Here is a 23,230-nt window from a genome sequence, read left to right as displayed (position 1 = left end):
AGCAATTGTTTTTCAATGCCTGCATCAGAAATTTTGACGTGATATCAATCAGCCAGATGCCTGAAGAGGTATGATTGCGGTTTCTTCCCACTCTTCGAGTGACACCGGTACGCCAAGGTGGAAACCTTGCAGTTCTGTAATCCCGTACACCCGCAGCCTTTCGACGACACTGGGGTTTTCGATACCCTTGGCGGAAATCGAAAGACCCATTTTCGAGCAGACCTGTGCAATCCATTCAACAAAGGCATCATCGAGAAAATCTGTCATGGTCCCGCGCACCAGATCGCGGTCAAGCTTGATACCGGCAAAGACTTCCTGACGCAGCAGATCAAGCGAATTGTTCCCCGATCCGAAATCATCAATCAGAAGCGCGATACCGCGTTCGCGCAATCGCGTGGCATTTGCCAGCATCTCAAGATCGTTGGACAGCAATTGGCGTTCGGGAATTTCATAGGACACGGTCACCCCGCGCATCCGCATCTTTTCATAGAAGCGAATGAGCAGCTCAAAGAATTGCGGTGTCTTCAGAGAAAACAGCGACAAATTGACCGCAAGGTTGGCCTGATCGCCCATAAGCGCACGATAGCGCGGTGCCTGATCAATCATGACAGCCATCAACTGACTGCCAAGGCGGTTGATCACCGGATTGTCCTGAGAGGCTTCGATGATCTCGTCGATGCCAAATTCTTTTTCAAGAGATGGCATGCGACACAGGACCTCTGCCCCGCACAGGCCAAGGTCGCTTGCACGAAAACGCGGCTGCAGGACGGTGTGGAAGTCTGCCCGGTCAATGGCGTTATTGACCATCAGGGCCGTTGGGCCCGAAGAAACCTTTTTAACCACCACGCCAGTATTGAGAATACGGTCAATCGCTTCCTTAAGGACGGCGACCGATACCGGCTTTGCCAGAACGCGTGTCACCATGGCCTGATTGATCGCCTCACGCAGCGACAGGCTGGAAACGTTACCAGACAACAACATCCGGTTGATACCGGGCGCCATGCGCGCTGACTGTTTGAGAAAGGAAATGCCGTCAATATTCGGCATCACCAGATCGGCAATGATCAGGTCGGTCCGGTCGCGGTTTTGCGCCAGCCAATCCAGTGCAGCCTGCCCGTCTGTATGGGTGACGAATTCAAAGCAGCCCGACAGGATACGACGTACCGCAGCCAGCAACTTTTCATCATCATCGACCATCAGAATGACGGGCCGTTGTTTATCAACCTGATCCATAAATGGACATCTCCGGAACGCGATCACCGCGGTAATCTTCTCAAGACAGCCCCGCCTAAATGCGTGCTATACAAATAGCGGAGCTTTGAACGTTCGCAGATTAGTGTCAGACTACCTTTCTCCAATATCCCCATTTGTGGAGGGCGCTTTTGATGACGGCCAAAAAGACGGTCCGGATTGCCTTTGTCGATGATGACGAAAATCTTCTGTCGTCTCATCGCCGCAATTTTGCCCGCCTGCGCCCGGACTGGGAGGGGGTCTTTGTCAATGACCCGATTGCCGCGCGTGACGCCATCATCGCCGATCCGGATGTTTCGGCAGTCATCCTTGATATCCACATGCCAGGCATGACCGGCCTTGAACTTGCAGCAGAACTGCGCAAGGCCCGCAAGGAATTGATCATTGTGATGCTGACGGGATATGCCGATCTGCAATCAGCACTGCTGGCGGTCAATGAAATCGGCGTCTTTCGCTTTTATCCCAAACCAACCATGCTTGAGACGATACTTGATGACATCGAAACCGAGATCAAAAGTCGTCTCGGCCAAAGCGAAGATACCCTGCCGACCGAGTTTCTCGACCTGTTTGAGCTGGGCGTGATTGCGGTTGACGAGACCCTGACCATCTTGCATCTCAATTCGCAGGGTGCCGAGGTTCTCAGGCGGTCTTCACTGGTGCGGTCCGGCCCGCAGGGACGCCTGATCATTGACCCAAGCCCGGAAGGACTGACGAAATTTCTTGTGCCGCCGGGCAAAACCGTTCCCCGTAGCCATCAGAGCTTCTCGCTTGAACGTGACGGTGAAAAGCTGTCGCTTCTTATTCGCCGGGTCCCCAAAAAAGCTGATGGCAAACAAAGCTTCATGATCATTCTGGTCGACCCGGCCCAGCAGCGCCCGCCGGCAGTTGATGATCTGATGGATCTGTTTGGCCTGACCCGATCCGAAGCCAAACTGACCCAAAAACTGGCCGAGGGGCTGGCCCTTGATCAGGCCGCAGAACTGGTCGGAATCTCGCATTCTTCGGCACGCACTTATCTTAAGACCATCTTCTCGAAAACCGGCGTGAACCGACAGCCGCAACTGATGAAAACGGTGCTTTCAAGTATTCCGTCCTTGCGCTAACACACTGTAAATTAGTGCCTAAGCAACGTCATCCGACCAAAGACCCACACCATAAAAACTTGAAAACGCCGCAAATACATCTACCCTGAGTTAAGAAATATCAGGGTCTTGAATGCTGGGGTGGGGCACAGGAATTGACTGGACATAGCGACACATCAGAACCGTCGTCAAAACCGCCCTGGGCCTGTCATCGGTCGATGATCGACCATAACCGATCTGTCAAACGGGCATGCGATATTCTGTTTGCCGGGATCGGGTTGCTGGTGCTTTTCCCTGTTCTGATGATCATTGCGGTCTTGGTGTTCGGATCTGGCTTTCACAATCCGCTGTTTTTGCAAAAACGGGTCGGCCTTGAGGGTCGGATCTTTGTCATTTTCAAGTTCCGAACTTTACGTGATCGAACCTGCCGCCCGCTTTCTCCACGCGGCCTGCGATTTGCAGAAACGCTCAGTTCGATTTTGCGTATCACCGGACTTGATGAATTGCCGCAATTCATCAATGTGCTGCGCGGCGATATGTCACTGGTCGGGCCGCGGCCACACAGCCTTGGCGATCACCATCGATTTGCCAAACGCATTCCCGATTATGCCGCCCGGCTTGCAATAAAGCCGGGCATGACCGGATGGGCGCAAATTCAGGGCTGGCGTGGCCCGGTCTGCAGCACTGATCACTTGCAGGCGCGTACTGCCTGCGATCTTGAATATATCCGCCGCCAGACCCCTCTGTTTGATTGCGCCATTCTGATCCGCACGGTTGCCCTGCCCTTCAGGACGTTGGCGCGATATCGGGCGCAACGCCAGCCCCAACACGCACTCAAACCCTGTCTTGGCCGTGACCGGCGGCTGGTGTAATGCGTAAATTCGTGATGTCCGCCGCACTGCTCTGTGCAAATGTCGTGGCCCCTGCCGCCGCAATGGAAAATCCCGAAGACGCTGGTGGCATTCGTCTTGGCCGAATTCTGGCAACCCCGTCACTTGAGTTCGGGACGCGATATGACAGCAACATCTTCCAAAGCGATGCCAATCCGACCGGCGACGTCATCACAACTCTCACCCCGCGCCTGACCGTGCAGGGCGACTGGCGGGTTTTTCGCCTGCATATGGCAGCTGGTGGTGAGCTTGGCTTTTTTGCCGACTCATCTCGTGATGATTATCAGGACCTTGAACTCAGCGCTGCGGGCAGCCTTGATCTCGGTGCGACATCCGTTGAAGGCGGGGTTCAGCTTAAACGCGCCCACGACCCGCGCGGCAGCAACGATGTCCCAACCAGTGCCACAGAGCCCGTTATTTACCGTGATGTCAGCGCCCAGATTGGCGGCCGCCATATTACCAACGGCCTGCATTACGAATCACAGTTTGCACTTCGCCGTCTTGATTTTGACGACAGCACCGCGCGCAACGGATCAATCATCCGCAATGATGATCGTGATCGCCTTGAACTGCGCGAGACGCTCCGCATTCTGTGGCCGCTTGATCTTGGGCGTGAGGCGTACGGCGAAGTCACGTTTAACCAGCGACAATATGACCGCACCCCCGATGATGGTGGACGCATCCGCGATTCTGCGGGGTATCAGGTGCTGGGCGGCATTCGCCTTGATCTGACCGATCTGATTACGGCCGATCTGGCGGCAGGCTGGATGAACCAGACCTATGCCGACCCAGCCTTTGGCGATATCGGGGATTATACCTTGCGCGGCGATTTCGACTGGTCGGTCACCCGCCTGACCAATATCACGTTCAATGCTGCCCGCACTGTGCGCGAAACAACGCAGACCGGCGCCAGTGGCATTCTGGCTTTTGAAGCAGGAGCAGGTATTTCCCATGAACTGCGGCGGCGACTGACCGTTTCGCTCAGTGCTGACTACAGCGCAGAAACCTTCCAACAGACCACACGGCGTGACAACATCAGTCGGTTTGGGGTTGGCATTCGCTATGAACTTAATCGCCTTGCCCGGATAGAGGGTGGCCTCGCCTTCGACCAGCGAAATTCAAACAGCGCGGGTGAGGATTATCAACGCCTGCAAAGCCACATCCACCTCAAGCTGGAGATGTAAATGACCACACCAAAGCCACGCTTGTTCAATGGCTTGAGCACGGCCCTGATCACACTGCTCGCCTTGATCGCAATGACGATGACGGCAAAGGCACAGACCATCTATGTCATGGATAGTGGCGATACGGTGCGGGTTACGGTGTTTGGCGAACCGGACCTGTCGGGCGAATTCAAGGTCGATGCGATGGGCAGGCTGAACCTTGCGCTGATCGGGCCGGTAAGCGTGCGCAATCTCACCACAGATCAGGCGCGCCAGAAAATCCATGACGCCTATCTGGATGGCTATTTGCGTCATCCCGATATTGCTGTCGAAATCATCGCTTTCCGCCCATTTTTCATCATGGGGGAAGTCAATCAGCCAGGATCATATGATTATGTGCCCGGCATGAATGTGCTCAATGCCATCGCGGTCGGCGGCGGGCTGACCTATCGCGGGGATGAGGATGACATCGAAATCCTGCGCGGTCATGACGCGTCGCGCGTCGTTATCCCGGCAACGCTTGCCACCATCGTCATGCCAGGCGACATCGTGCGCGTGGCCGAAAGGTACTTCTAAATCACTGCGAACGGACGGCTTTCCAGCACAATTCACTATGCATTTTCGATCAGAACGCAGGGGTTTTAGAACTGCTCCATATATCGTCGGATTTTCCGCTGTTTTCTGGATCAACCATCTTTACCTGCGCCCGTTTTCCATGATGAAATCGCGCTCACGCCATCTCCCGATGGCAAAGGCATAAACACAAAAGCCGACTTTGCCCCACGCAACGGAGTTCACGAAACATGTCCGGGAAAACAGAAACGCGCCACGGCGGACGCATTCTGGTCGATCAACTGGCCCTCCACGGGGCTGAACGCGTCTTTCTTGTCCCGGGGGAAAGTTACCTCGCCGTGCTTGATGGCCTTGTCGATCATCCGGGCATTGATCCGATCATTTGCCGACAGGAAGGTGGTGCTGCCATCATGGCAGAGGCCTATGGCAAGCTGACCAATAAACCCGGCATCTGTATGGTCACCCGTGGTCCCGGTGCCACCAACGCATCGGCCGGCGTGCATGTCGCCCATCAGGACAGCACACCGATGATCCTTCTGGTCGGACAAATCGGGCGTGACATGGTCGATCGCGAAGCGTTTCAGGAAGTCGATTACCGCAAAATGTTCGAGCCACTCGCCAAGTGGGTCGGGCAGATTGATGACATTAACCGCATCCCGGAATATATCAGCCACGCCTATCACATCGCGACATCCGGTCGCCCCGGCCCGGTTGTTTTGGCGCTTCCTGAAGACATGCTGTCTTCAAGCGCCGAAGTATCTGATGCCAAACCCTACGTCCCGATTGAAGCCAAAACAGCACCTGAAGACGTCTCTCGCTTCCGTGACGCTCTTGCGAAATCCGAAAAGCCGGTCATGATCGTTGGCGGGGGCGGCTGGACCCGCGAAGCGACTGAAAACCTTAAATCGTTTGCAATTCGTAACAATGTACCGATTGCGACCAGTTTCCGCTGTCAGGACTATATCCCCAACACGCATAGCCACTTCATTGGTGATGTCGGCATTGGCATCAATCCCAAGCTGGCCGCGTTCATCAAGGACAGTGATCTTGTGATCCTTGTCGGATCGCGCATGGGGGAAATGACCAGCAGCGGCTATAGCCTGCTTGATATCCCCTGCCCGAAACAGAAACTGGTCCATGTTTATAGCGGCCCGGATGAACTGGGCCGGGTCTATCGCCCGGATGTCGCGATCAACGCATCTCAGCGATTCTTCCTGCGCGCCATCGCCATGATGGAGCCGGTGGATGGATCGGTACGCGATGACATGATCGAAACTGCACATGCCAACTACATCGCCTTTTCCACCCCGGTTGAAACGCCGGGCGATGTCAAAATGGCCCATGTGGTGGCGGAACTGCGTGAAAAACTGCCCGATAATGCGATTGTCACCAATGGGGCGGGCAACTATGCCGCCTTTTTGCATCGTTTCTTCCGCTACCGGGAATACCGTACCGAACTGGCCCCGACCTCGGGCTCGATGGGCTATGGATTGCCGGCCTCAGTCTCGGCCAAGCTCGCCCATCCGGATCGTCCGGTCGTCTGCCTTGCCGGTGATGGGTGTTTCTTGATGCACGGGCAGGAATTTGCCACCGCCGTGCAATATGGCGCGAATATCATCACGCTTGTGGTCAATAACGGCATGTTTGGCACCATCCGCATGCATCAGGAACGCAACTATCCCGGTCGTGTGTCTGGCACCGAACTGCATAACCCGGATTTTGCCGCCTACGCCAAGGCCTTTGGCGGATACGGTGAAACCGTCACCAAGACCGAAGATTTCGGCCCGGCCTTCGACCGCGCGGTCGCCTCCGGCAAACCGGCCATCCTTGAAATCCAGGTTGATCCACAGGCGCTTACCCCGATCAAAACCCTTGATCAAATCCGCGCAGGCACCTAAGGCTGCTTAATTGTTTCGAAATTGCAATAAGCGGGATCAGCGTCTGGGAATGCTGATCTCGCCGCTTTCAAGCCCAGCTTTCAGCGCATCGACCGCAACGGCAAGTTTCTCATCAACCACATGCAGATAGGCCGTCCAGTCTGAGAGCTTGGAAAGTTCTTCCTTGCCATCGGAAATGCCGCGCAAACCAATCAGCGGCACATCAAATTTGTGACAGGCCCGCAGAATGGCAAAGCTTTCCATATCGACCATGTCGGCATCAATCACGTCGTAAGCTGCGCCTGACACCACATTGGCCCCGGTCGATAAACGCGCTTCGGGGATGCCTGGAATGCGCAACTCCATCTCGATCTCGGCGGGCAGATCGACAAACGGCGTGCAGCCCTTCTCAAAGCCCAGAACCGATGCATCCATATCGCGATAAGATACCGAAACCGCCTGATAGACCTCGGCCTGCTCCAACGTGCGCGACCCGGCCGACCCCAAGGTCACCACAAGATCGGGCAAATCACCCGCTAGTTTCAATTCGGTCAGTGCCGCGGTCAGATTGATCGCAGCCTCCACCGGCCCAACCCCGATCATCAAAGGCGTAAACCGCTCCTTGAGGTGGTCGCCATATTCCGCCGGCGCCGCCATTGCGAACAACACGTTATGGCCTGCAACATCATGAAGATAACCGCGCATCTTTAACTTTCCGCATTCTTTAAACCAGAACCCGCAGCATAAAGGCCGGGCAACATTTCCGGAGCCCCAAAATCACGGCATCACTGTCAGTGTAACGTGATCGCATCAGGCGGCGACAGAACGGGTCGGAATGAACAGTTTGGCGAGATAACCGAAGCCCACAACAAGCGCGATCACGTCAAACAAAGCCATGGTCGATACGCCAATCGCGGCAAACCCGGTATTTTCAAGCAGTGGCTCGAAGCACTGGTCGTTGATTTCCATAAACAGCCCGATGATGAGCAGGTAGGCGCCATAACGCTCTGAAAGTTCGTTGAGATCATGCTGTTTCTCGGCAATCTCTTCGCCATAAACTCGTTTCGCCAACATCTCGCGCATCTCAAGGAACACGCCAAAGGCAACCAGAATGACGGCGACATCTTCCTCAAGCGTCACATCAGCATCGAATATGCCGGCCTCAAACGCAAAGGTCAGCGTGGCAAGGTGTGCCCAGCCGGTCATCACCACCATCGCCATCACAACAAAGGTCCAGATCGCCAGCGAAACCGGATGAATGGTGAAAAGGAAAAACAGCTTTGTCATTGGTTCGCCCCAACAAATGCAAAAACGCACCCCTGCCGGTTTCGGCACGGTGAAAAATCATCCTTACGCGCACTATCCGCGGATGCCAACTGACAAAGCAATTTTGGGAGGAAATTGGCGCACCCGACAGGATTCGAACCTGTGGCCTTTGCCTTCGGAGGGCAACGCTCTATCCAGCTGAGCTACGGGTGCGCAATATGTGGGGCCATGACTGGAATGTGTGGCCCGAGTGCGATGGGTGATACAGGTTTTGACCTGAACGGGCAAGGGTTTTCGAACCCCGATACCCGCTCAATCATCCCCGATCCCGGTTAAGGTAACCTTGGCAGGTTGTGGCTGCAATCAGCTTTCGACATCACGGCGTTCATACGGGTCACGCACCACCCAGGTGCCATCCCATTCGCGGTCCTGTTCGCGCCGTTCAAGGCGCTCCATGCGGTTCATCATCAGCTGTGCGGCAAAGTCGCTGTCATCAAACGCAATGACTTCTTCATAAAGCGGCCGAGCGGCATCGAAATTGCCATCGCGGTAATGCGCCATGGCGGTTTCGTACTTGCTGCGCCATTCACGCCGTTCTTCGGAAAGCTGCCCGCCTTGCGCCAGAACTTCGTAAAGGAAGACGACCTTTTCAGTACCCAGCAGCACCACATGATCAAGGTCGCGCATTTCGACCTCACCCGACGCCATGCTGGCCGTTTCGTGCGAAGCCAGAATTTGCGTGCCATAGACCCGGTTGGCCTTTTCCAGACGGTTGGCATAGTTCACGCAATCGCCAACCACGGTGTAGGCGCGGGACTTGTCTGTGCCGATGGAACCAACCACGACCTCGCCGGTCGCAATGCCGACACGGATTTCAAGCCCATGATCACCTATCAGTTCAGCATATTTGGTCTTAAGCGCGTTAAAGCGTGCGACCTGTTCAAGGGCGGCCTGACAGGCATGTTTGGCATGGGCCCCTTCGCCGCAGAAGGGCGGGCCCCAGAAGCCGATCACACGGTCGCCAACAAAGTTGTCGATAATGCCGCTTTGATTGGCAATCGGTTCGGTCATCGCGGTGAGATAATCATTCAGGAAATCAACAAGCTTTTCGGGCGGCGTATGTTCCGCCAGCCAGTCAAAGCCGGTCAGGTTGACGACACTGACGGTCATCACGCGCTTTTCCGAGTTTTCAAGCGCGGTTTCCTGATTGATCAGATTATTGATGACTTTCGGATCGACATATTTGCCAAAGCGTTCGCGCATGCGGAACCGCACGCGGAGTTCGCGCGTCATGCGGTTAAAGGCATCGGCCAACCGGCCAAAATCACCCTTGGAGCTGAATTCAAGCTTGGTATCAAGCTTGCCCGACTGAATGGAATTCAACGCACTCGTGGTTTTGCGCACGGCAACCACCACCGCATGCGCCATGTAATAGGCCAGCGAAATACCGATAATGACGGCGGCCAGCATCATGATGAATTCGGCCTGAATCAGGAAATCTTCGCGCTTGGAAACGTTTTCAACCGTTTGCGCGGCGTAGTCTTCGAGAAGCCGGATTTCATTGCGCAGGTTCAGCACAATAATCCGATGCAGGCCGCGCACGGTGTTTTCCTGTGACCGGGCATCTGCAAGGTTTCCTGCCCGCACCTGATCAAGCAGGCGTTCAACGCCCAAGGAAAACTGTGCCGATACATCGGCGAATTCCCGCATGCGCACATCAAGATCAAACAGCACACCCTCATCAAAGTGACCGGATGCCTGCGCCCGACCAAGTGCAGCAAAGGTAAAGGATTTACGGAAAGCCTGTTCGATCTGGGTTTGTTTGGCTTCGATTTCGATCTCGATGCCATTCAAAAGCGATGTCTGCGGTCCGTCACTTTCGACCACCCGCATGTAACGATCAATCAGCGAAATCTGTTCAAGCTGGCGCGCACGCACGTCCGAGAGCGAGTCCTTAACCGGCGTGACGTAACGCGACACCGCCTCAAGATCACCATTGATGCCAAGGGACTGGATCACGGAGAAACCGGTGGCCACAACGAGCCACACGACAAAAAAGGCCGCGACACCCAGGAACTTCGCCCGAATGGTCCTTAGCATGCCGGTCCTGATCCTCCGGTTAAGTGATGTTGCATCATCAATTGCTGCTTGGCATATCGGAACGAAACAGCGGTTCGACAACCTGCATAATGCCTTGCAACTATTTAAAAAAGGCTACCTGATCATTGATTGAGGGTCAAAAAGCAATCAGTTGTTGGTGCAGGAATAATTTTTCCGATCTGTGCGATCCGTGACCCAGCGCTGAATATCCTCGATCACCACCGGCCCGTTCAGATCACGCAGCAGCATGTGATACCCCGCCCGATAAAGGCAGCGGTGATAGGCAGGCAGACCAAGGCTGGACAGTTCATCATCAAGCTCCGCAACGGCCTTGGGCGGGATCACCTGATCCTGCATGCCCGACAGCAAAAGCGTTGGCACAGATATATCCCCGGCCCGAACGCGCGCCAAATCCATGATATCGGCAACACCGGCAAGCAAATCGACCCGGACTGAAGACATCATGTGCGGGTCACGCGACAAGCGACGCAACATGTCGATATTGTCCGACGGCCAGATATCAAGTCCCCGCCCGGTCAGCGGCAACCATGGCAGGCTGTGCGACAGGATCGAAAGTGGTGTAGTCTGATACCACGGCATCATATCGCGGTTCCAAACTGCCGGTGCCACCAAAATCAGGCCATCCATCAAGTGCCCGCGCGTGGCAGCGGCGATGATCGCCACCGCCCCGCCCATCGAATTCCCCAGAAGGTAAATCGATGTGTCAGGATAGCGGGCGCGCAACAGCGTCAATGCATCGCTGGCATCATTAACAAGGCTCGCCGTGCCCGCCCAGAACGGACGGGCAGACGTACGGCCAAAGCCCCGCTGATCATAAGCATAGATCGCGATGCCCTTTGGGCCGACCTGTTCACCCAACTCCATGAAGGCATTGGCATAATCACCCATCCCGTGCAGACCAAGGATCACCGCATCGGGAGGTTCAAGATCGCCCCAGCTTTGTAATGGCAACTCCGTACCATCGGCCGCAACAAAAACGTCTGGCCCAAGCACGGTCTGGGCAATCGGTGGTCCCGCCGGGCGAACAGTTGGCGCACAGGCGCTAACCATCCCGGCAAAGAACAACATCGCACAAAGGCGGACAACAGGGCGCAATAAACACGGTGACAAGACGGCGACAAACCCTACGCAGGAAACACAGACACTCAATGAAGATTATAATGCGTTCGCCCGCAAGGTATTGTCACACATTACATATTCCAAGCGGGCACACGGGTTATTGAGGAAATTCTGGTTTAAGGTTTAACCAATCGGCCCGATCTAGTAGAACTACACTAGGTTCAGCGGGTTTTTAAATCCAATGACAGACGCAGACATTGGGTATTTTGCCTTGTTGCCATATCGATCGTTCCACACGTTTTCCAACGAAAGGATACGACCATGAGCATGAAAGAAGCTTACGAGAAAAAACTGGAAGCCCAACTCAATGAGTGGAGTGCCCAGATTGACAAGCTTAAGGCGCAGGCTGAGTTGGCAGAAGCCGATGCACAAATACAGTATCAGAAACAAGTCAAAGAGCTCCGCGCCATGCAAGACGAGGCCGAACAGAAGCTTAGAGAATTGCAAAAATCAAGCGATACCGCTTGGCAGGACCTGAAAGCTGGCATGGATAACGCTTGGGACTCGATTGAAGCTGCGATGAAAATGGCTACCAGCAGATTCAAGTGATCGAGCGGATCTAGGCGCAATCACACAAAACCCCGCAAGTTTTCTTGCGGGGTTTTGCACATGATTACGAAAACGCAACGAATTAGGCGGCCTTGCCGGCACCTGCGCGTTGCTTGTTATTATCGCGGGTCAGCATCAGGAAGATGTCTTCAAGATCGCCTTCCTCGGTCGACAGATCCTTGATCGCAAGGCCACAGCCATGGATCGCCTCAAGGATTTCCGCCATCTGCGTGTTGCTTGGGCGGTAATGAAGCGCGATCTGGTTTTCCGATTTAAGCTCTGCCCCCCAGGGCGACAGGGCGTCTGGTACTGCATTCAGTTCGTTGTTCACGGTCAGAACCAGCGTCTTGTGATCGATCCGGCGCAGCAGGCTGCGCTTGTCTTCATGGGCAATGACATTGCCCTGATTGATGATCGCGATCTCGTCACAGAGTTCTTCGGCTTCTTCAAGGTAATGCGTGGTCAGAACAATCGTGACGCCCGCTTTGTTCAACTCCTTGACGTAAGCCCAAAGCTGCTGACGCAATTCGATATCCACACCCGCCGTCGGTTCATCAAGAACCAGAACGGGCGGCGTATGGACCATCGCCTTGCCGACCAGAAGACGGCGACGCATCCCGCCCGAAAGCGATCTTGCATACGAGTCTGCCTTGTCGGCGAGTCCGATGGCGGCAAGAATCTCGTCCGTGCGGCGTTCGGATTTCGGCACGCCATAGAGGCCCGCCTGCAATTCCATCACCTGACGCGGGGTGAAAAATGCATCCAGGTTCAGTTCCTGGGGCACGATCCCGATGGAGCAGCGTGCGGCCCGCATCTGGGCTTCGATATCATTGCCCCAGATTTTTGCCGTGCCACTGGTCTTGGTGACAAGACCGGCCAAGATGTTGATAAACGTAGACTTTCCGGCACCGTTCGGGCCCAGCAGGGCAAAAAACGAGCCACGCGGAATCTTGAGCGAAACGTTATCAAGGGCGAGTTTTTCACCGTTTGATCCCTTATAGACCTTTGTCAGCCCCTCGACTTCGATGGCATAGTCGGGCATTGCAGTCATATGTCCGTGATCTCCACTCTTTTCCGCGTCGCTTGTTTGCGCTAAGACCATGAGGCGCCATGAGCACGCGGAAGTATTGATTGAATATGCCCAATCGGTATCATTCCCGGGAAACCGGGGTCAATGCTGTCCACAGTGCGCGGCCAATCCCGATGGTCATACAAGCCTGAAAAAGGCAAACTTGGAACTGGATATATGAAGATCACCGAAGAAATCAAAGTCGGCACGCTAAATGTTGCCTGCGACGGCGGAAAAGGTCACCTTGGGCACCCGACCGTTTACCTTAATCTTGAGGAAAAAGGCGAGGTGGTCTGCCCGTATTGCTCGAAAAAATATATCTTCGACAAATCCTTGGCCGAGCACGCAGCCCACTAATCCAATACGCACCTTTTTAGGTACAGTATGGGGCCAGACCCTGCCGGTGCTTGCGCACAGATGGTCTGGCAGACCATATATTGTCACCTGCCTATGCTGTCGTGAACGCCATCACGGCCAATCCACGGGGAACTTCCATGACGTCTTCTGCACCTAACAGCTTCCGCGCTCTGCCCGATCCGGACGGGCATTTCGGCAATTTCGGCGGACGCTTTGTCGCCGAAACCCTGATGCCGCTGATCCTTGAGCTGGAACAGGCCTACAAGGACGCCAAGGCTGACCCTGCGTTTAAAAAAGAGATGGATTACTATCTCCGTCACTATGTTGGCCGTGAAAACCCGCTTTATTTCGCCGAACGCCTGACCGAGGAACTCGGCGGTGCAAAGATCTATTTCAAGCGCGAGGACCTCAACCATACCGGCGCGCACAAGATCAATAACTGCATCGGCCAGATCCTGCTGGCCAAGCGCATGGGCAAAACCCGTATCATCGCCGAAACCGGCGCCGGTCAGCATGGCGTTGCGACCGCGACTGTGTGCGCACGCTTTGGCCTGCCCTGCACGGTCTATATGGGTTCCAAGGATATCGAACGTCAGTCGCCCAACGTGTTCCGCATGCGCCTTCTCGGTGCAGAGGTCAAACCGGTCGTTTCCGGTTCGAACTCGCTGAAAGATGCGATGAACGAAGCCCTGCGCGACTGGGTCACCAACGTCGAAGATACCTTCTATATCATCGGTACCGCAGCTGGCCCGCACCCCTATCCGGAAATGGTCCGTGATTTCCAGTCGGTCATCGGCAATGAAGCCCGCCGACAGATCATGGAAGCTGAAAATCGCCTGCCCGATCAGGTGATCGCATCGGTTGGCGGCGGGTCCAACGCTATCGGCCTGTTCCACCCGTTCCTTGATGACAAGGGTGTCGAAGTTGTCGGTGTCGAGGCCGCCGGTCACGGCGTTCATACCGGAAAACATGCCGCAAGCCTTTCGGCAGGAAAGCCGGGCGTTCTGCACGGCAACCGTACCTACTTGCTGATGGATGACGACGGCCAGATCAAGGAAGCCGATTCGATTTCGGCCGGTCTGGACTATCCGGGCATCGGGCCGGAGCACAGCTGGCTTAAGGATATCGGTCGCGCGCGTTATGAACCAATCACCGACAAGGAAGCCCTTGCGGCCTTCAAACTCTGTTCGGAACTCGAAGGCATCATTCCCGCACTGGAATGCAGCCACGCGATCGCGCAGATCATGAAAGAAGCCCCGAAAATGGGCAAGGACAAGATCATCCTCATGTGTCTGAGTGGCCGGGGTGACAAGGACATCTTTACCGTGGCCGAAGCACTGGGAGTAGAATTGTGAGCGACGCTATCATCGGCGGCCAGAACCGCATCGCCAAACGTTTTGCCAAGCTCAAGGAAGAAGGCCGTGCCGGTCTGGTAACCTTTATTACCGCCGGGGATCCTGACCCGGAAACCTCGTTTGAAATCCTCAAACAGCTGCCCGAAGCCGGTGCCGACATCATCGAACTGGGCATGCCGTTTACCGATCCGATGGCCGATGGCCCCGCCATTCAGGAAGCATCGCTGCGCGCGCTTGCCGCTGGCATGCATATGCGCAAGACGCTGTCGATTGTGCGCGGTTTCCGCGATCAGGATCATGATACGCCGATCATCCTTATGGGCTATTACAACCCGATCTATATCTATGGCGTTGCCGAATTCCTTGAAGATGCGCGCAATGCAGGGGTTGATGGCCTGATCGTTGTCGATCTGCCACCCGAAGAAGATGCAGAGCTTTGCATTCCGACCGTGGAAAAGGGCCTATCCTTCATTCGTCTGACCACGCCGACTTCTGATGACAAGCGTCTTCCGAAACTTGTTCAGAATACCTCGGGCTTTGTTTACTATGTCTCGGTTGCCGGTGTGACCGGTGCCGGATCTGCCAGCAATGACCAGATTGTCGAAGCAATGGGACGCCTGCGTCGCCATACCGATCTGCCGATTGCGGTCGGTTTTGGCATCAAGACCGCAGCCCAGGCAGCCGACGTGGCAAAACAGGCCGATGCCGCTGTCGTCGGATCGGCAATCGTATCAAAAATTGCCGAAAGTCTTGACGAAAACGGCAAGGCCACCGATAAGACCGCCTCTATGGTTATCGGCCTTGTGCGTGAACTTGCAAACGGGGTCCGAAACGCGCGCAAATAGATGGCGCTGCGTTTGAAAGAACCGATATAGACAGAACCAAGGATCAGTATCCGATATGTCGTGGCTGACTGAATTCGTCCGTCCAAAGATTCAGAAACTTGTTCGCCGCACTGATGTGCCCGAAAACCTCTGGCACAAATGCAAATCCTGCGAACAGATGATCTTCCATCGTGATCTGGCAAAGAACAATCATGTTTGCCAGCATTGCGGTCATCACATGCGCATTTCCGCTAAGGAACGTCTGGAAACCCTGTTTGATGGTGGCAAGTACCAGACCATCGAACTGCCGAATGTTCCGGTCGATCCGCTGAAATTCCGCGATCAGAAGAAATATACCGACCGCCTCAAGGCGGCCCAGGCCAAAGCAACCTTCAAGGATGCGCTGGCTGTGGCCCATGGCGAAGTCGGTGGTCACCCGACCGTGATTGCCGTTTTCGATTTCTCCTTCATGGGTGGATCGATGGGCATTGCTGTTGGCGAAGGCATCGTTGCTGCAGCTGAACTTGCCTGTGTGCAGGATGCGGCCCTGATCGTCGTTCCGGCATCAGGTGGCGCGCGTATGCAGGAAGGCATTCTCAGCCTGATGCAGATGGCGCGCACCACGGCCGCGATCGAAAAGGTCAAGGAAAAGGGCCTGCCCTATTTCGTGCTCCTGACCGATCCGACCACTGGCGGTGTTTCGGCATCCTTTGCCATGCTGGGTGATATCCAAATTGCAGAACCGGGCGCACAGATCGGCTTTGCCGGGCGCCGCGTGATCGAAAGCACCATCCGCGAAAAACTGCCCGATGACTTCCAGACGGCCGAATACCTTCTGGAACATGGCATGGTGGATATGGTTGTGCCGCGTTCGGAACTGAACGCGACTTTTGGCCGCCTGATCGATATGATCCGTCGCACCAAACCGGGTGCGGCTGTGGTGCCGATCAAGGACGCCAAAGCCAAATCGACCAAATCGAAAACTCCGAGTGCGGATAAATAACTTGGCCGGCAGCGACGCAATCCTTGCTCGCCTTGGCAAGCTGCACCCGAAAGTCATCGATCTTTCGTTAGGGCGGATTACCCGGCTGCTTGAAAAGCTGGGCAATCCGCACCTTTCACTCCCACCCGTCATTCATATCGCCGGCACCAACGGCAAGGGATCGACCTTGGCTTATCTGCGGGCAATCTATGAGGCGGCAGGACTTCGGGTGCATTGCTCCACATCCCCGCATCTGGTGCGTTTTCATGAACGTATCACCCTTGCTGGCCAGATGATTTCCGAAGAAGCCCTGTGTGATCTTCTGGAAGAAGTTGAGGCGGTCAATGCCGGGGAATCGATTACCTTCTTTGAAATCACCCAGGCCGCGGCATTCCTTGCCTTTTCGCGGGTTCCGGCCGATGTCCTGTTGCTTGAAACCGGGTTGGGTGGCCGTGTCGATGCATCCAACGTCATCGATAAACCTGCCGCGACCGTGATCACGCCAATCTCGCTGGATCATCAAGGTTTCCTAGGTGACACGATTGCCAAAATCGCGTTCGAGAAGGCCGGGATCATGAAAACCGGCGTTCCGTGCATCACAGCGCCACAAAGCCTCGAAGCGTTTAATACGCTGGCCTGTCACGCCAACCGCATTTCGGCCCCGATCTTCAATGATTTCGAGGTCACCCAGGAACGCGAAGACGGCTTTACGATCCGCATCGGGACTGAGCAGATCGATCTCCCGCACCCGGCCCTGCCGGGACGCCATCAATACACCAATGCCGCGACCGCGATTGCCACAGTACGCAAGGCCGGCATTCCCGGCTGTGACGGTAAGGATACCAATATCCTCGCCCGTGGTCTTGAAACTGCAAGCTGGCCCGCACGGCTACAGAAACTTACCAAAGGCCCGATGTGTGATGCCTTGCCCGATGGCTGCGATCTGATTTTGGATGGTGGCCACAACATTGCCGCGGCCGAGGCGATTGCCGACTGGCTGTCGCGCCAACCCGCGGGCGATACCGTTGTCATCATGGGCATGCTTGATAACCGCGATGCGGAAGCGTTTCTGAAGCCGCTGGCGACCCACATTACCGCCTTGGCCGGTGTCCCGATCCCCGGCGAACATCAGGCACATCTGCCAGAAACCCTGCGCGATGCGGCAATTGCCTGTGGCATTTCGCCGGCATTTTCCTGTGACGGGTTCGAAGCGGCAATTACCCCGCTTCTTGATGCCTGCCGCACCCCGAAACGGGTGCTTATTCTGGGATCCCTCTATCTTGCGGGTCTGGTTCTGGAAAAACACGCCTGATCAAGCGTATATGCGAACTTTCTCAATCAACGCTGTAATATCGCCGTCTGACAAGGCGTGCCCGGCATCTTTCAACGCTATCTGATCTGCCTGCGCGAAGTGCTGTAAATAGGTTTCGCAATGCGCAAACCCGACAATCTTGTCGTCTTTGCTGTGACAGAAATGCATTGGTCGACACCCTGTGAGCACAGCTAGCTCATCCTCCGTCAACGAAAAATCCGTTACTTCCCAGTCTTCCAGACCCCAAAACGGGGCAGCGATGCTAAAGATCGCTGCAAAGCGATTGTTATCGCGCCAGATTTGCGGATTTCGTGCCAGATATTGCAAGATGGACGATCCGCCAAGTGAATGGCCCATCAATACCGCCCCTGATTGCGCTTGTGACACCGTCTTTGCGATCTCGGCCAACCACCCATCTATGTCCGGGCGTTCCGGGTCGGGCATCAAAGGGGCGATGATGTGAAACTTGTCGCCAAGTGCCTCTTCCAGCCGGGAAATCAGGCCGGTGCTGCCGTTCTTGCCGCCTTGCGGACCCGCACTGTGGATAAAAACCAGATCACGTAACACAGCCATGATGCCTCCGTCGTTTGGAAAACGGTCATCAGAACGCATGCAATCAGACGCCGGGCAATCAAACGTCAGGCAGTTCGATCTTGCGCCGTGCTGAGCCCCTTGCCGGACCATCACCGCCATCTGTACGGCGCAGACGCAGATTGCCCGCCGTATTCTGGCGACGACGATCGCCCTGAACCAGCGGTGGCAAACCTCTGTCACCCGCAGCGTCACCTTTATCCGCAACTTGGGCCGGATCACCGTGTTTGGCAGCTTCGCGTTTGACCTTGCGCCCGGTAATCCAGGTATAGCCAAGAATATAGAGCAAAAATCCACCCACCCCGACGGTCAGGGTCAGGAACTGCAACACCGGCAGGAAACTGCCAAAAATCATTCCGCCGCCATAGATCATGAAGATGCAAAGGGCGGCCACCGGCGCCAAAGCCAGAAAGAAGATGCCGCGCACCTTGTGGCGGATCGGGCCGTAATGCATCAGCATCGCGTAGAACAAATACATCAGCGCGACAAACACCACGAGTTTGATCAACAAAACGAAGTGATCAAAGTTGGCAAGGCGTTGATTACGTTCATAAATGCCAAATACAACAAACAGACCATGGACGATCAGGCCAAAAGTGCCGAAGGTCAGGATAAAGCGCAGCCATGCAGTGACGCTAAAAAAGCTGCGCCATCCACCACCGTTCGCGTTGCGACGGTCTTTCTGCTTTTTGCCTTTCCGGGTGGCGAGCTTCATGTCATCTGAAAGCTCACGCGCCGGACCTGCAGTTTCTACGCCGATGCCTTTTGGCAAAAATTCCGGCTTGCTCGTTTTCCGGGCCACGAACCCGCTCTCCCATGTCCCTTGGGATGAAGTAATCCGCTACCATAGCAATCCCGGGGCAAGCTGATAAGCACAAAGAAGAATGATGCCAAAAAACCCGGAAAATGAGGGTTTTAGTGATATTGTTATGATTTCGAAATGATATCTGAGCCACGCAAGCTTACCCTTGGCATTCGCAAGCGCAAAACTGTCAGCAGCCTTGGGTGTTTTTGCCTCTTTAAGGCAGGCGGCACTCGACTTACAGGCCGGGATCGGGCATTCTTCCGGCCAATCTTTTAACGAGTACAAGAGCACGAGACGCATGACAGATTCCGCCCCGTCCAGCACCGGTTCGTCCGCCGACAAATCCCCGCGTCGCGTCGTTCTGGTTGACGGTTCCGGCTTTATTTTCCGCGCCTTCCACGCCCTGCCACCGATGACGAGCCCCGATGGCACGCCGGTGAATGCGGTTTATGGTTTCTGCACCATGCTGATGAAGCTGCGCGAAGATACCAAACCAGACCATATGGCGGTGATCTTTGACACCAAAGGCAAGTCGTTCCGCAATGACTTCTATCCCGACTACAAGGCCCATCGTCCACCGCCCCCCGAAGAACTGGTACCGCAGTTTGGCCTGATCCGTGATGCGACCCGTGCATTTAATCTGCCATCGATCGAGCTTGAAGGTTTTGAGGCCGACGATCTGATCGCGACCTATGCCCGCCAGGCCGAGGCAGAAGGTTCTGACGTGATTATCGTGTCTTCGGACAAGGACCTCATGCAGTTGGTCACCGATCGGGTGCAAATGTTTGATGCGATGAAGAATCGCACCATCGGTGCTGCCGAAGTTCTGGAAAAATTCGGTGTTTCCCCGGACAAGGTCATTGATATTCAGGCACTTGCAGGCGATTCCGTCGATAATGTCCCGGGTGTGCCCGGCATCGGTATTAAAACCGCCGCTCAACTTATTGATGAATATGGCGATCTTGATTCTCTACTGGAGCGCGCTGGCGAAATCAAACAGCCCAAGCGCCGTGAAAAGCTGATTGAAAATGCCCAGCTTGCCCGTATTTCGCGCGATCTGGTGACGTTGAAAACCGATGTGCCGGTGGTCGAACCACTGGGTGATTTCGAATTACGTGAACCCGATCCGGAAGTTCTTTTAAGCTTCATCGCAAGTCACGGCTTTAAATCATTGCTTTCTAAAGTAAAGTCGAAATTCGGCGGCGATGTTGAATTTGAAAGCCCGACAGCGGCCGGTGTTGGCGTCAATGATATCAAGGTCGAAAAGGCTGAATATGAACTGGTGCAAGATGAAGACCGCCTAAGGCACTGGATTTCCGAGGCCGAATATCTGGGCACCGTCGCAGTCGATACCGAAACCACGTCACTTGATGCCCATCAGGCCAAACTGGTCGGTGTTTCACTTTCGACCGAGCCGGGCAATGGCTGCTACATCCCGCTTGGTCATGTCAGTGGCGCGGCACAAGGCGGCTTTGATTTTGGCGACAATCCAGCCGACAGCCCAAGCAACAGCAAGGACGCGCCGAAGCAAATCAAGCTTGAGCGCGCGATTGAGCTGCTCAAACCGCTGTTGGAAGACCCAGGTGTTCTTAAGGTCGGTCAGAACCTGAAATACGATATGATCGTTTTGGCCCGCCATGGCATCAAGGTCGCCCCGATGGATGACACCATGGTGCTGTCCTATGTGCTTGATGGCACCAGCCACGGGCATGGTATGGATGAACTGGCCGAACTGCATCTGGATTACAAACCGATTTCCTTCAAGGATGTCTGCGGCAGTGGCAAGACCCAGATCACCTTCGATCAGGTCCCGCTCGACAAGGCGCTTGATTACGCGGCCGAGGACGCCGATATCACGCTGCGCCTGCATCGGTTGCTGAAACCTCGCATCGCGCAGGAACATATGGCCAGCGTCTATGAGACGCTTGATCGTCCGCTGGTGCCTGTTTTGGCCGAAATGGAAGGCCTTGGGGTCAAGGTCAATGCCGAGATCCTTAAAAACCTGTCCGAAGACTTCGCCAAACGCATGGCTGCCCTTGAAGAAACCATTCACGAAATGGCGGGCGAGCCGTTCAACCTTGGCAGCCCCAAGCAGCTTGGCGAAATCCTGTTTGATAAAATGAGCCTGCCCGGCGGCAAAAAGACCAAAACCGGGGCCTGGCAGACCGGGGCAGATGTGCTTGAAGCGCTGGCCGCCCAAGGCCATGACCTGCCGGCCAAGCTTCTGGAATGGCGTCAGCTTTCCAAGCTTAAAAGCACCTATACCGATGCGCTGGCGCACCATATCAACCCCAATACGGGCCGCGTACACACCAGTTACGGGCAAACCAACGTCAATACCGGGCGTTTGTCATCGAATGACCCGAACCTGCAAAACATCCCGATCCGAAGCGAAGAAGGCCGCAAAATCCGCACGGCCTTTATCGCCGAACCCGGTCACAAGCTGATTTCTGCCGACTATTCGCAGATTGAATTGCGTCTTCTGGCACACGTGGCCGAGATTGATGCCCTGCGCGAGGCGTTTAAAAACGGCGAGGACATCCACGCCGCAACCGCATCGAAGGTGTTTGGCGTTCCGATCGAAGGCATGGACCCGATGGTCCGTCGCAAGGCCAAGGCGATCAACTTCGGTATCATTTATGGCATCTCGGCCTTTGGTCTCGCCAACCAGCTTGGCATTGCCCAGAAGGAAGCCAAGGAATTCATCGAAGCCTATTTCGAAATTTATCCAGGCATCCGCGATTACATGGACGAGGCCAAGGAATTCGCCAAAAAGCACGGCTTTGTCCGCACCTTGTTTGGCCGTCATATCCATATCAATGGCATCAATGACAAAAATGGCATGCGCCGGAGCTTTGGCGAACGTGCCGCGATCAACGCGCCCATTCAGGGCGGTGCAGCCGACATCATCAAACGTGCAATGATTGCGGTGCCCGGTGCCTTGGTTGATGCAGGGCTCAAAACCCGCATGCTGCTTCAGGTCCACGATGAATTGATCTTTGAGGCGCCGGAAGACGAAGCCGAAATGGCGATCAAGACCATCCGCGAAGTCATGGAAAACGCCGCCCACCTTTCGGTGCCGCTGATTGCCGATGCCGGCATCGGGGATAGCTGGGCCGACGCGCACTAGTACTTAGGCGTATATCAAACGCAAAAGCCCCCGCTGCAACACACTGCAGCGGGGGCTTTGTTTTTAAAAAGATCAGTTTTGACGTTCTGGGCGCTTAAAGTCCCAAAACTTCACGCATCGAATAAAGCCCCGGCGCCTTGCCTTCGGCCCATTTGGCGGCGCGCACCGCGCCCTTGGCAAAGACTTCGCGTGAGGATGCCTTATGGGTAATCTCGATCCGCTCGCCTTCACAGGCAAAGACAACGGTGTGATCGCCAACCACGTCGCCACCGCGCAGGGTTGCAAAGCCGATGGTGCCGTCTTCACGTGCACCTGTGTGACCATCGCGGGAACGGACCGCAACATCATCCAGATTAACCCCACGCCCCTTGGCTGCGGCTTCACCAAGGCCAAGCGCGGTACCCGACGGGGCATCGACCTTGTGTTTGTGGTGCATCTCAACGATTTCGATGTCGGCGACATCCTTATCAAGAACGCTTGCCACCTTTTCGACCAGCGCGAAGGCCAGATTCACACCAACACTCATATTCGGCGCAAAGATGATCGGGGCTTTTTTGGCAGCAGCCTTGAGCTCGTCCTTCTGATCATTGGAAAGCCCGGTGGTGCCGATCACAAGGATGGTGCCGGTTTCGGTGGCCAGTTTCGCATGTTTCATGGTCGCTGCCGGGGCGGTAAAATCAATCACCGCATCGACCGCTTCAAACAGTGCCTTGGGATCATCGCCAACCATAACGCCGCTTTCTTCAAGACCGGCGATCAGGGTGACGTCCTTGCCGATGAACGGGCTTCCGGGCAGATCGGTGCCGCCACCAACTTCGCAGCCCTTGGTTTTGGCCGTTTCATTGACCAACATCCGCCCCATACGGCCAGCACATCCAACAATCCCGATCTTCATTTCCGGTCTCCTCCGGGCA

General features: G+C 55.3%; 22 protein-coding genes and 1 tRNA gene. 12 read left to right on the top strand and 11 right to left on the bottom strand.

What is annotated here, in order from left to right:
• Nucleotides 1-48: 48 nt before the first annotated feature.
• Nucleotides 49-1,233 carry an EAL domain-containing response regulator gene (locus AC5Q5A_RS01365; RefSeq protein ID WP_493894073.1) on the bottom strand — a complete coding sequence of 395 codons (1,185 nt, stop codon included), beginning with the start codon at nt 1,231-1,233 and terminating at the stop codon, nt 49-51.
• A 152-nt stretch (nt 1,234-1,385) separates the two neighbouring features.
• On the opposite strand from AC5Q5A_RS01365, the gene AC5Q5A_RS01360 reads away from it, so the two are divergent.
• The 5 genes from AC5Q5A_RS01360 to AC5Q5A_RS01340 all read left to right on the top strand — a co-directional run bounded on the left by AC5Q5A_RS01360 (nt 1,386) and on the right by AC5Q5A_RS01340 (nt 6,857).
• The gene (locus AC5Q5A_RS01360; protein ID WP_493894072.1) at nt 1,386-2,354 is read left to right on the top strand and encodes a DNA-binding response regulator; all 969 of its coding nucleotides are present in this window, start codon (nt 1,386-1,388) and stop codon (nt 2,352-2,354) included.
• A gap of 197 nt (nt 2,355-2,551) precedes the next feature.
• Complete coding sequence (locus AC5Q5A_RS01355; protein WP_493894071.1) at nt 2,552-3,205, top strand: sugar transferase; 654 nt, start codon at nt 2,552-2,554, stop codon at nt 3,203-3,205.
• Nucleotides 3,205-4,407: an outer membrane beta-barrel protein gene (locus AC5Q5A_RS01350; RefSeq protein ID WP_493894070.1), complete on the top strand. Its 1,203-nt coding sequence runs from the start codon at nt 3,205-3,207 to the stop codon at nt 4,405-4,407. Before AC5Q5A_RS01355 ends, AC5Q5A_RS01350 begins: the two co-directional genes overlap by 1 nt.
• A complete protein-coding gene (locus AC5Q5A_RS01345) occupies nt 4,408-4,962 on the top strand; it encodes a polysaccharide biosynthesis/export family protein (protein WP_493894069.1) in 555 nt (184 codons plus the stop codon).
• Nucleotides 4,963-5,189: 227 nt separating this feature from the next.
• Nucleotides 5,190-6,857 carry a thiamine pyrophosphate-binding protein gene (locus AC5Q5A_RS01340; protein WP_493894068.1) on the top strand — a complete coding sequence of 556 codons (1,668 nt, stop codon included), beginning with the start codon at nt 5,190-5,192 and terminating at the stop codon, nt 6,855-6,857.
• Between the two features lie 36 nt (nt 6,858-6,893).
• Here AC5Q5A_RS01340 and AC5Q5A_RS01335 read toward each other — a convergent pair whose 3' ends face one another.
• The 5 genes from AC5Q5A_RS01335 to AC5Q5A_RS01315 all read right to left on the bottom strand — a co-directional run bounded on the left by AC5Q5A_RS01335 (nt 6,894) and on the right by AC5Q5A_RS01315 (nt 11,333).
• The gene (locus tag AC5Q5A_RS01335) at nt 6,894-7,541 is read right to left on the bottom strand and encodes a 5'-methylthioadenosine/S-adenosylhomocysteine nucleosidase (protein WP_493894067.1); all 648 of its coding nucleotides are present in this window, start codon (nt 7,539-7,541) and stop codon (nt 6,894-6,896) included.
• 105 nt (nt 7,542-7,646) lie between these two features.
• Nucleotides 7,647-8,123, bottom strand: coding sequence for a hypothetical protein (locus AC5Q5A_RS01330; RefSeq protein WP_493894066.1), 477 nt, complete (start codon nt 8,121-8,123; stop codon nt 7,647-7,649).
• A 115-nt stretch (nt 8,124-8,238) separates the two neighbouring features.
• A tRNA-Arg gene (locus AC5Q5A_RS01325) sits at nt 8,239-8,315 on the bottom strand.
• 150 nt (nt 8,316-8,465) lie between these two features.
• Entirely contained in the window at nt 8,466-10,202 is a 1,737-nt protein-coding gene (locus tag AC5Q5A_RS01320) for an adenylate/guanylate cyclase domain-containing protein (protein WP_008888665.1), read from the bottom strand.
• Between the two features lie 147 nt (nt 10,203-10,349).
• Nucleotides 10,350-11,333 (bottom strand): alpha/beta fold hydrolase, encoded by a 984-nt coding sequence (locus AC5Q5A_RS01315; RefSeq protein ID WP_493894065.1) that lies wholly within the window; start codon nt 11,331-11,333, stop codon nt 10,350-10,352.
• Nucleotides 11,334-11,603: 270 nt separating this feature from the next.
• Here AC5Q5A_RS01315 and AC5Q5A_RS01310 point away from each other — a divergent pair, with 270 nt between their 5' ends.
• Entirely contained in the window at nt 11,604-11,891 is a 288-nt protein-coding gene (locus AC5Q5A_RS01310; RefSeq protein WP_197146269.1) for a sll1863 family stress response protein, read from the top strand.
• 82 nt (nt 11,892-11,973) lie between these two features.
• Here AC5Q5A_RS01310 and AC5Q5A_RS01305 read toward each other — a convergent pair whose 3' ends face one another.
• Nucleotides 11,974-12,942 (bottom strand): ABC transporter ATP-binding protein, encoded by a 969-nt coding sequence (locus AC5Q5A_RS01305; RefSeq protein ID WP_008888668.1) that lies wholly within the window; start codon nt 12,940-12,942, stop codon nt 11,974-11,976.
• Between the two features lie 195 nt (nt 12,943-13,137).
• Here AC5Q5A_RS01305 and AC5Q5A_RS01300 point away from each other — a divergent pair, with 195 nt between their 5' ends.
• The 5 genes from AC5Q5A_RS01300 (at nt 13,138) to AC5Q5A_RS01280 (ending at nt 17,790) form a co-directional block, all read left to right on the top strand.
• Nucleotides 13,138-13,317 carry a zinc-finger domain-containing protein gene (locus AC5Q5A_RS01300; RefSeq protein ID WP_040822460.1) on the top strand — a complete coding sequence of 60 codons (180 nt, stop codon included), beginning with the start codon at nt 13,138-13,140 and terminating at the stop codon, nt 13,315-13,317.
• A gap of 137 nt (nt 13,318-13,454) precedes the next feature.
• Nucleotides 13,455-14,672: a tryptophan synthase subunit beta gene (trpB, locus tag AC5Q5A_RS01295; protein ID WP_008888670.1), complete on the top strand. Its 1,218-nt coding sequence runs from the start codon at nt 13,455-13,457 to the stop codon at nt 14,670-14,672.
• Nucleotides 14,669-15,517, top strand: a complete 849-nt coding sequence (trpA, locus tag AC5Q5A_RS01290; protein ID WP_493894064.1) for a tryptophan synthase subunit alpha — start codon at nt 14,669-14,671, stop codon at nt 15,515-15,517. Before trpB ends, trpA begins: the two co-directional genes overlap by 4 nt.
• A gap of 55 nt (nt 15,518-15,572) precedes the next feature.
• A complete protein-coding gene (gene accD, locus AC5Q5A_RS01285; RefSeq protein ID WP_008888672.1) occupies nt 15,573-16,499 on the top strand; it encodes an acetyl-CoA carboxylase, carboxyltransferase subunit beta in 927 nt (308 codons plus the stop codon).
• Nucleotide 16,500: 1 nt separating this feature from the next.
• The gene (locus AC5Q5A_RS01280) at nt 16,501-17,790 is read left to right on the top strand and encodes a bifunctional folylpolyglutamate synthase/dihydrofolate synthase (protein ID WP_493894063.1); all 1,290 of its coding nucleotides are present in this window, start codon (nt 16,501-16,503) and stop codon (nt 17,788-17,790) included.
• On the opposite strand, the gene AC5Q5A_RS01275 is transcribed toward AC5Q5A_RS01280, so the two are convergent.
• Genes AC5Q5A_RS01275 through AC5Q5A_RS01265 form a run of 3 tightly spaced genes read right to left on the bottom strand, consistent with a single transcriptional unit; the run spans nt 17,791 to nt 19,486 of the window.
• Nucleotides 17,791-18,402, bottom strand: a complete 612-nt coding sequence (locus AC5Q5A_RS01275) for an alpha/beta hydrolase (protein ID WP_493894062.1) — start codon at nt 18,400-18,402, stop codon at nt 17,791-17,793.
• A 19-nt stretch (nt 18,403-18,421) separates the two neighbouring features.
• The gene (locus AC5Q5A_RS01270; RefSeq protein ID WP_493894061.1) at nt 18,422-19,183 is read right to left on the bottom strand and encodes a hypothetical protein; all 762 of its coding nucleotides are present in this window, start codon (nt 19,181-19,183) and stop codon (nt 18,422-18,424) included.
• 39 nt (nt 19,184-19,222) lie between these two features.
• Nucleotides 19,223-19,486: a hypothetical protein gene (locus AC5Q5A_RS01265; RefSeq protein ID WP_286791138.1), complete on the bottom strand. Its 264-nt coding sequence runs from the start codon at nt 19,484-19,486 to the stop codon at nt 19,223-19,225.
• Between AC5Q5A_RS01265 and polA the strand changes: the two genes are divergently transcribed.
• A complete protein-coding gene (gene polA / locus AC5Q5A_RS01260; RefSeq protein WP_493894060.1) occupies nt 19,485-22,316 on the top strand; it encodes a DNA polymerase I in 2,832 nt (943 codons plus the stop codon). The two genes, AC5Q5A_RS01265 and polA, sit on opposite strands and share 2 nt — an antisense overlap.
• A gap of 94 nt (nt 22,317-22,410) precedes the next feature.
• On the opposite strand, the gene dapB is transcribed toward polA, so the two are convergent.
• Nucleotides 22,411-23,211 (bottom strand): 4-hydroxy-tetrahydrodipicolinate reductase, encoded by an 801-nt coding sequence (gene dapB, locus AC5Q5A_RS01255; RefSeq protein WP_493894059.1) that lies wholly within the window; start codon nt 23,209-23,211, stop codon nt 22,411-22,413.
• Nucleotides 23,212-23,230 lie beyond the last annotated feature (19 nt).

The sequence above is a fragment of the Thalassospira sp. CA1 genome (assembly GCF_059052855.1).
This window is presented reverse-complemented; position numbering and strand designations above follow the sequence as displayed.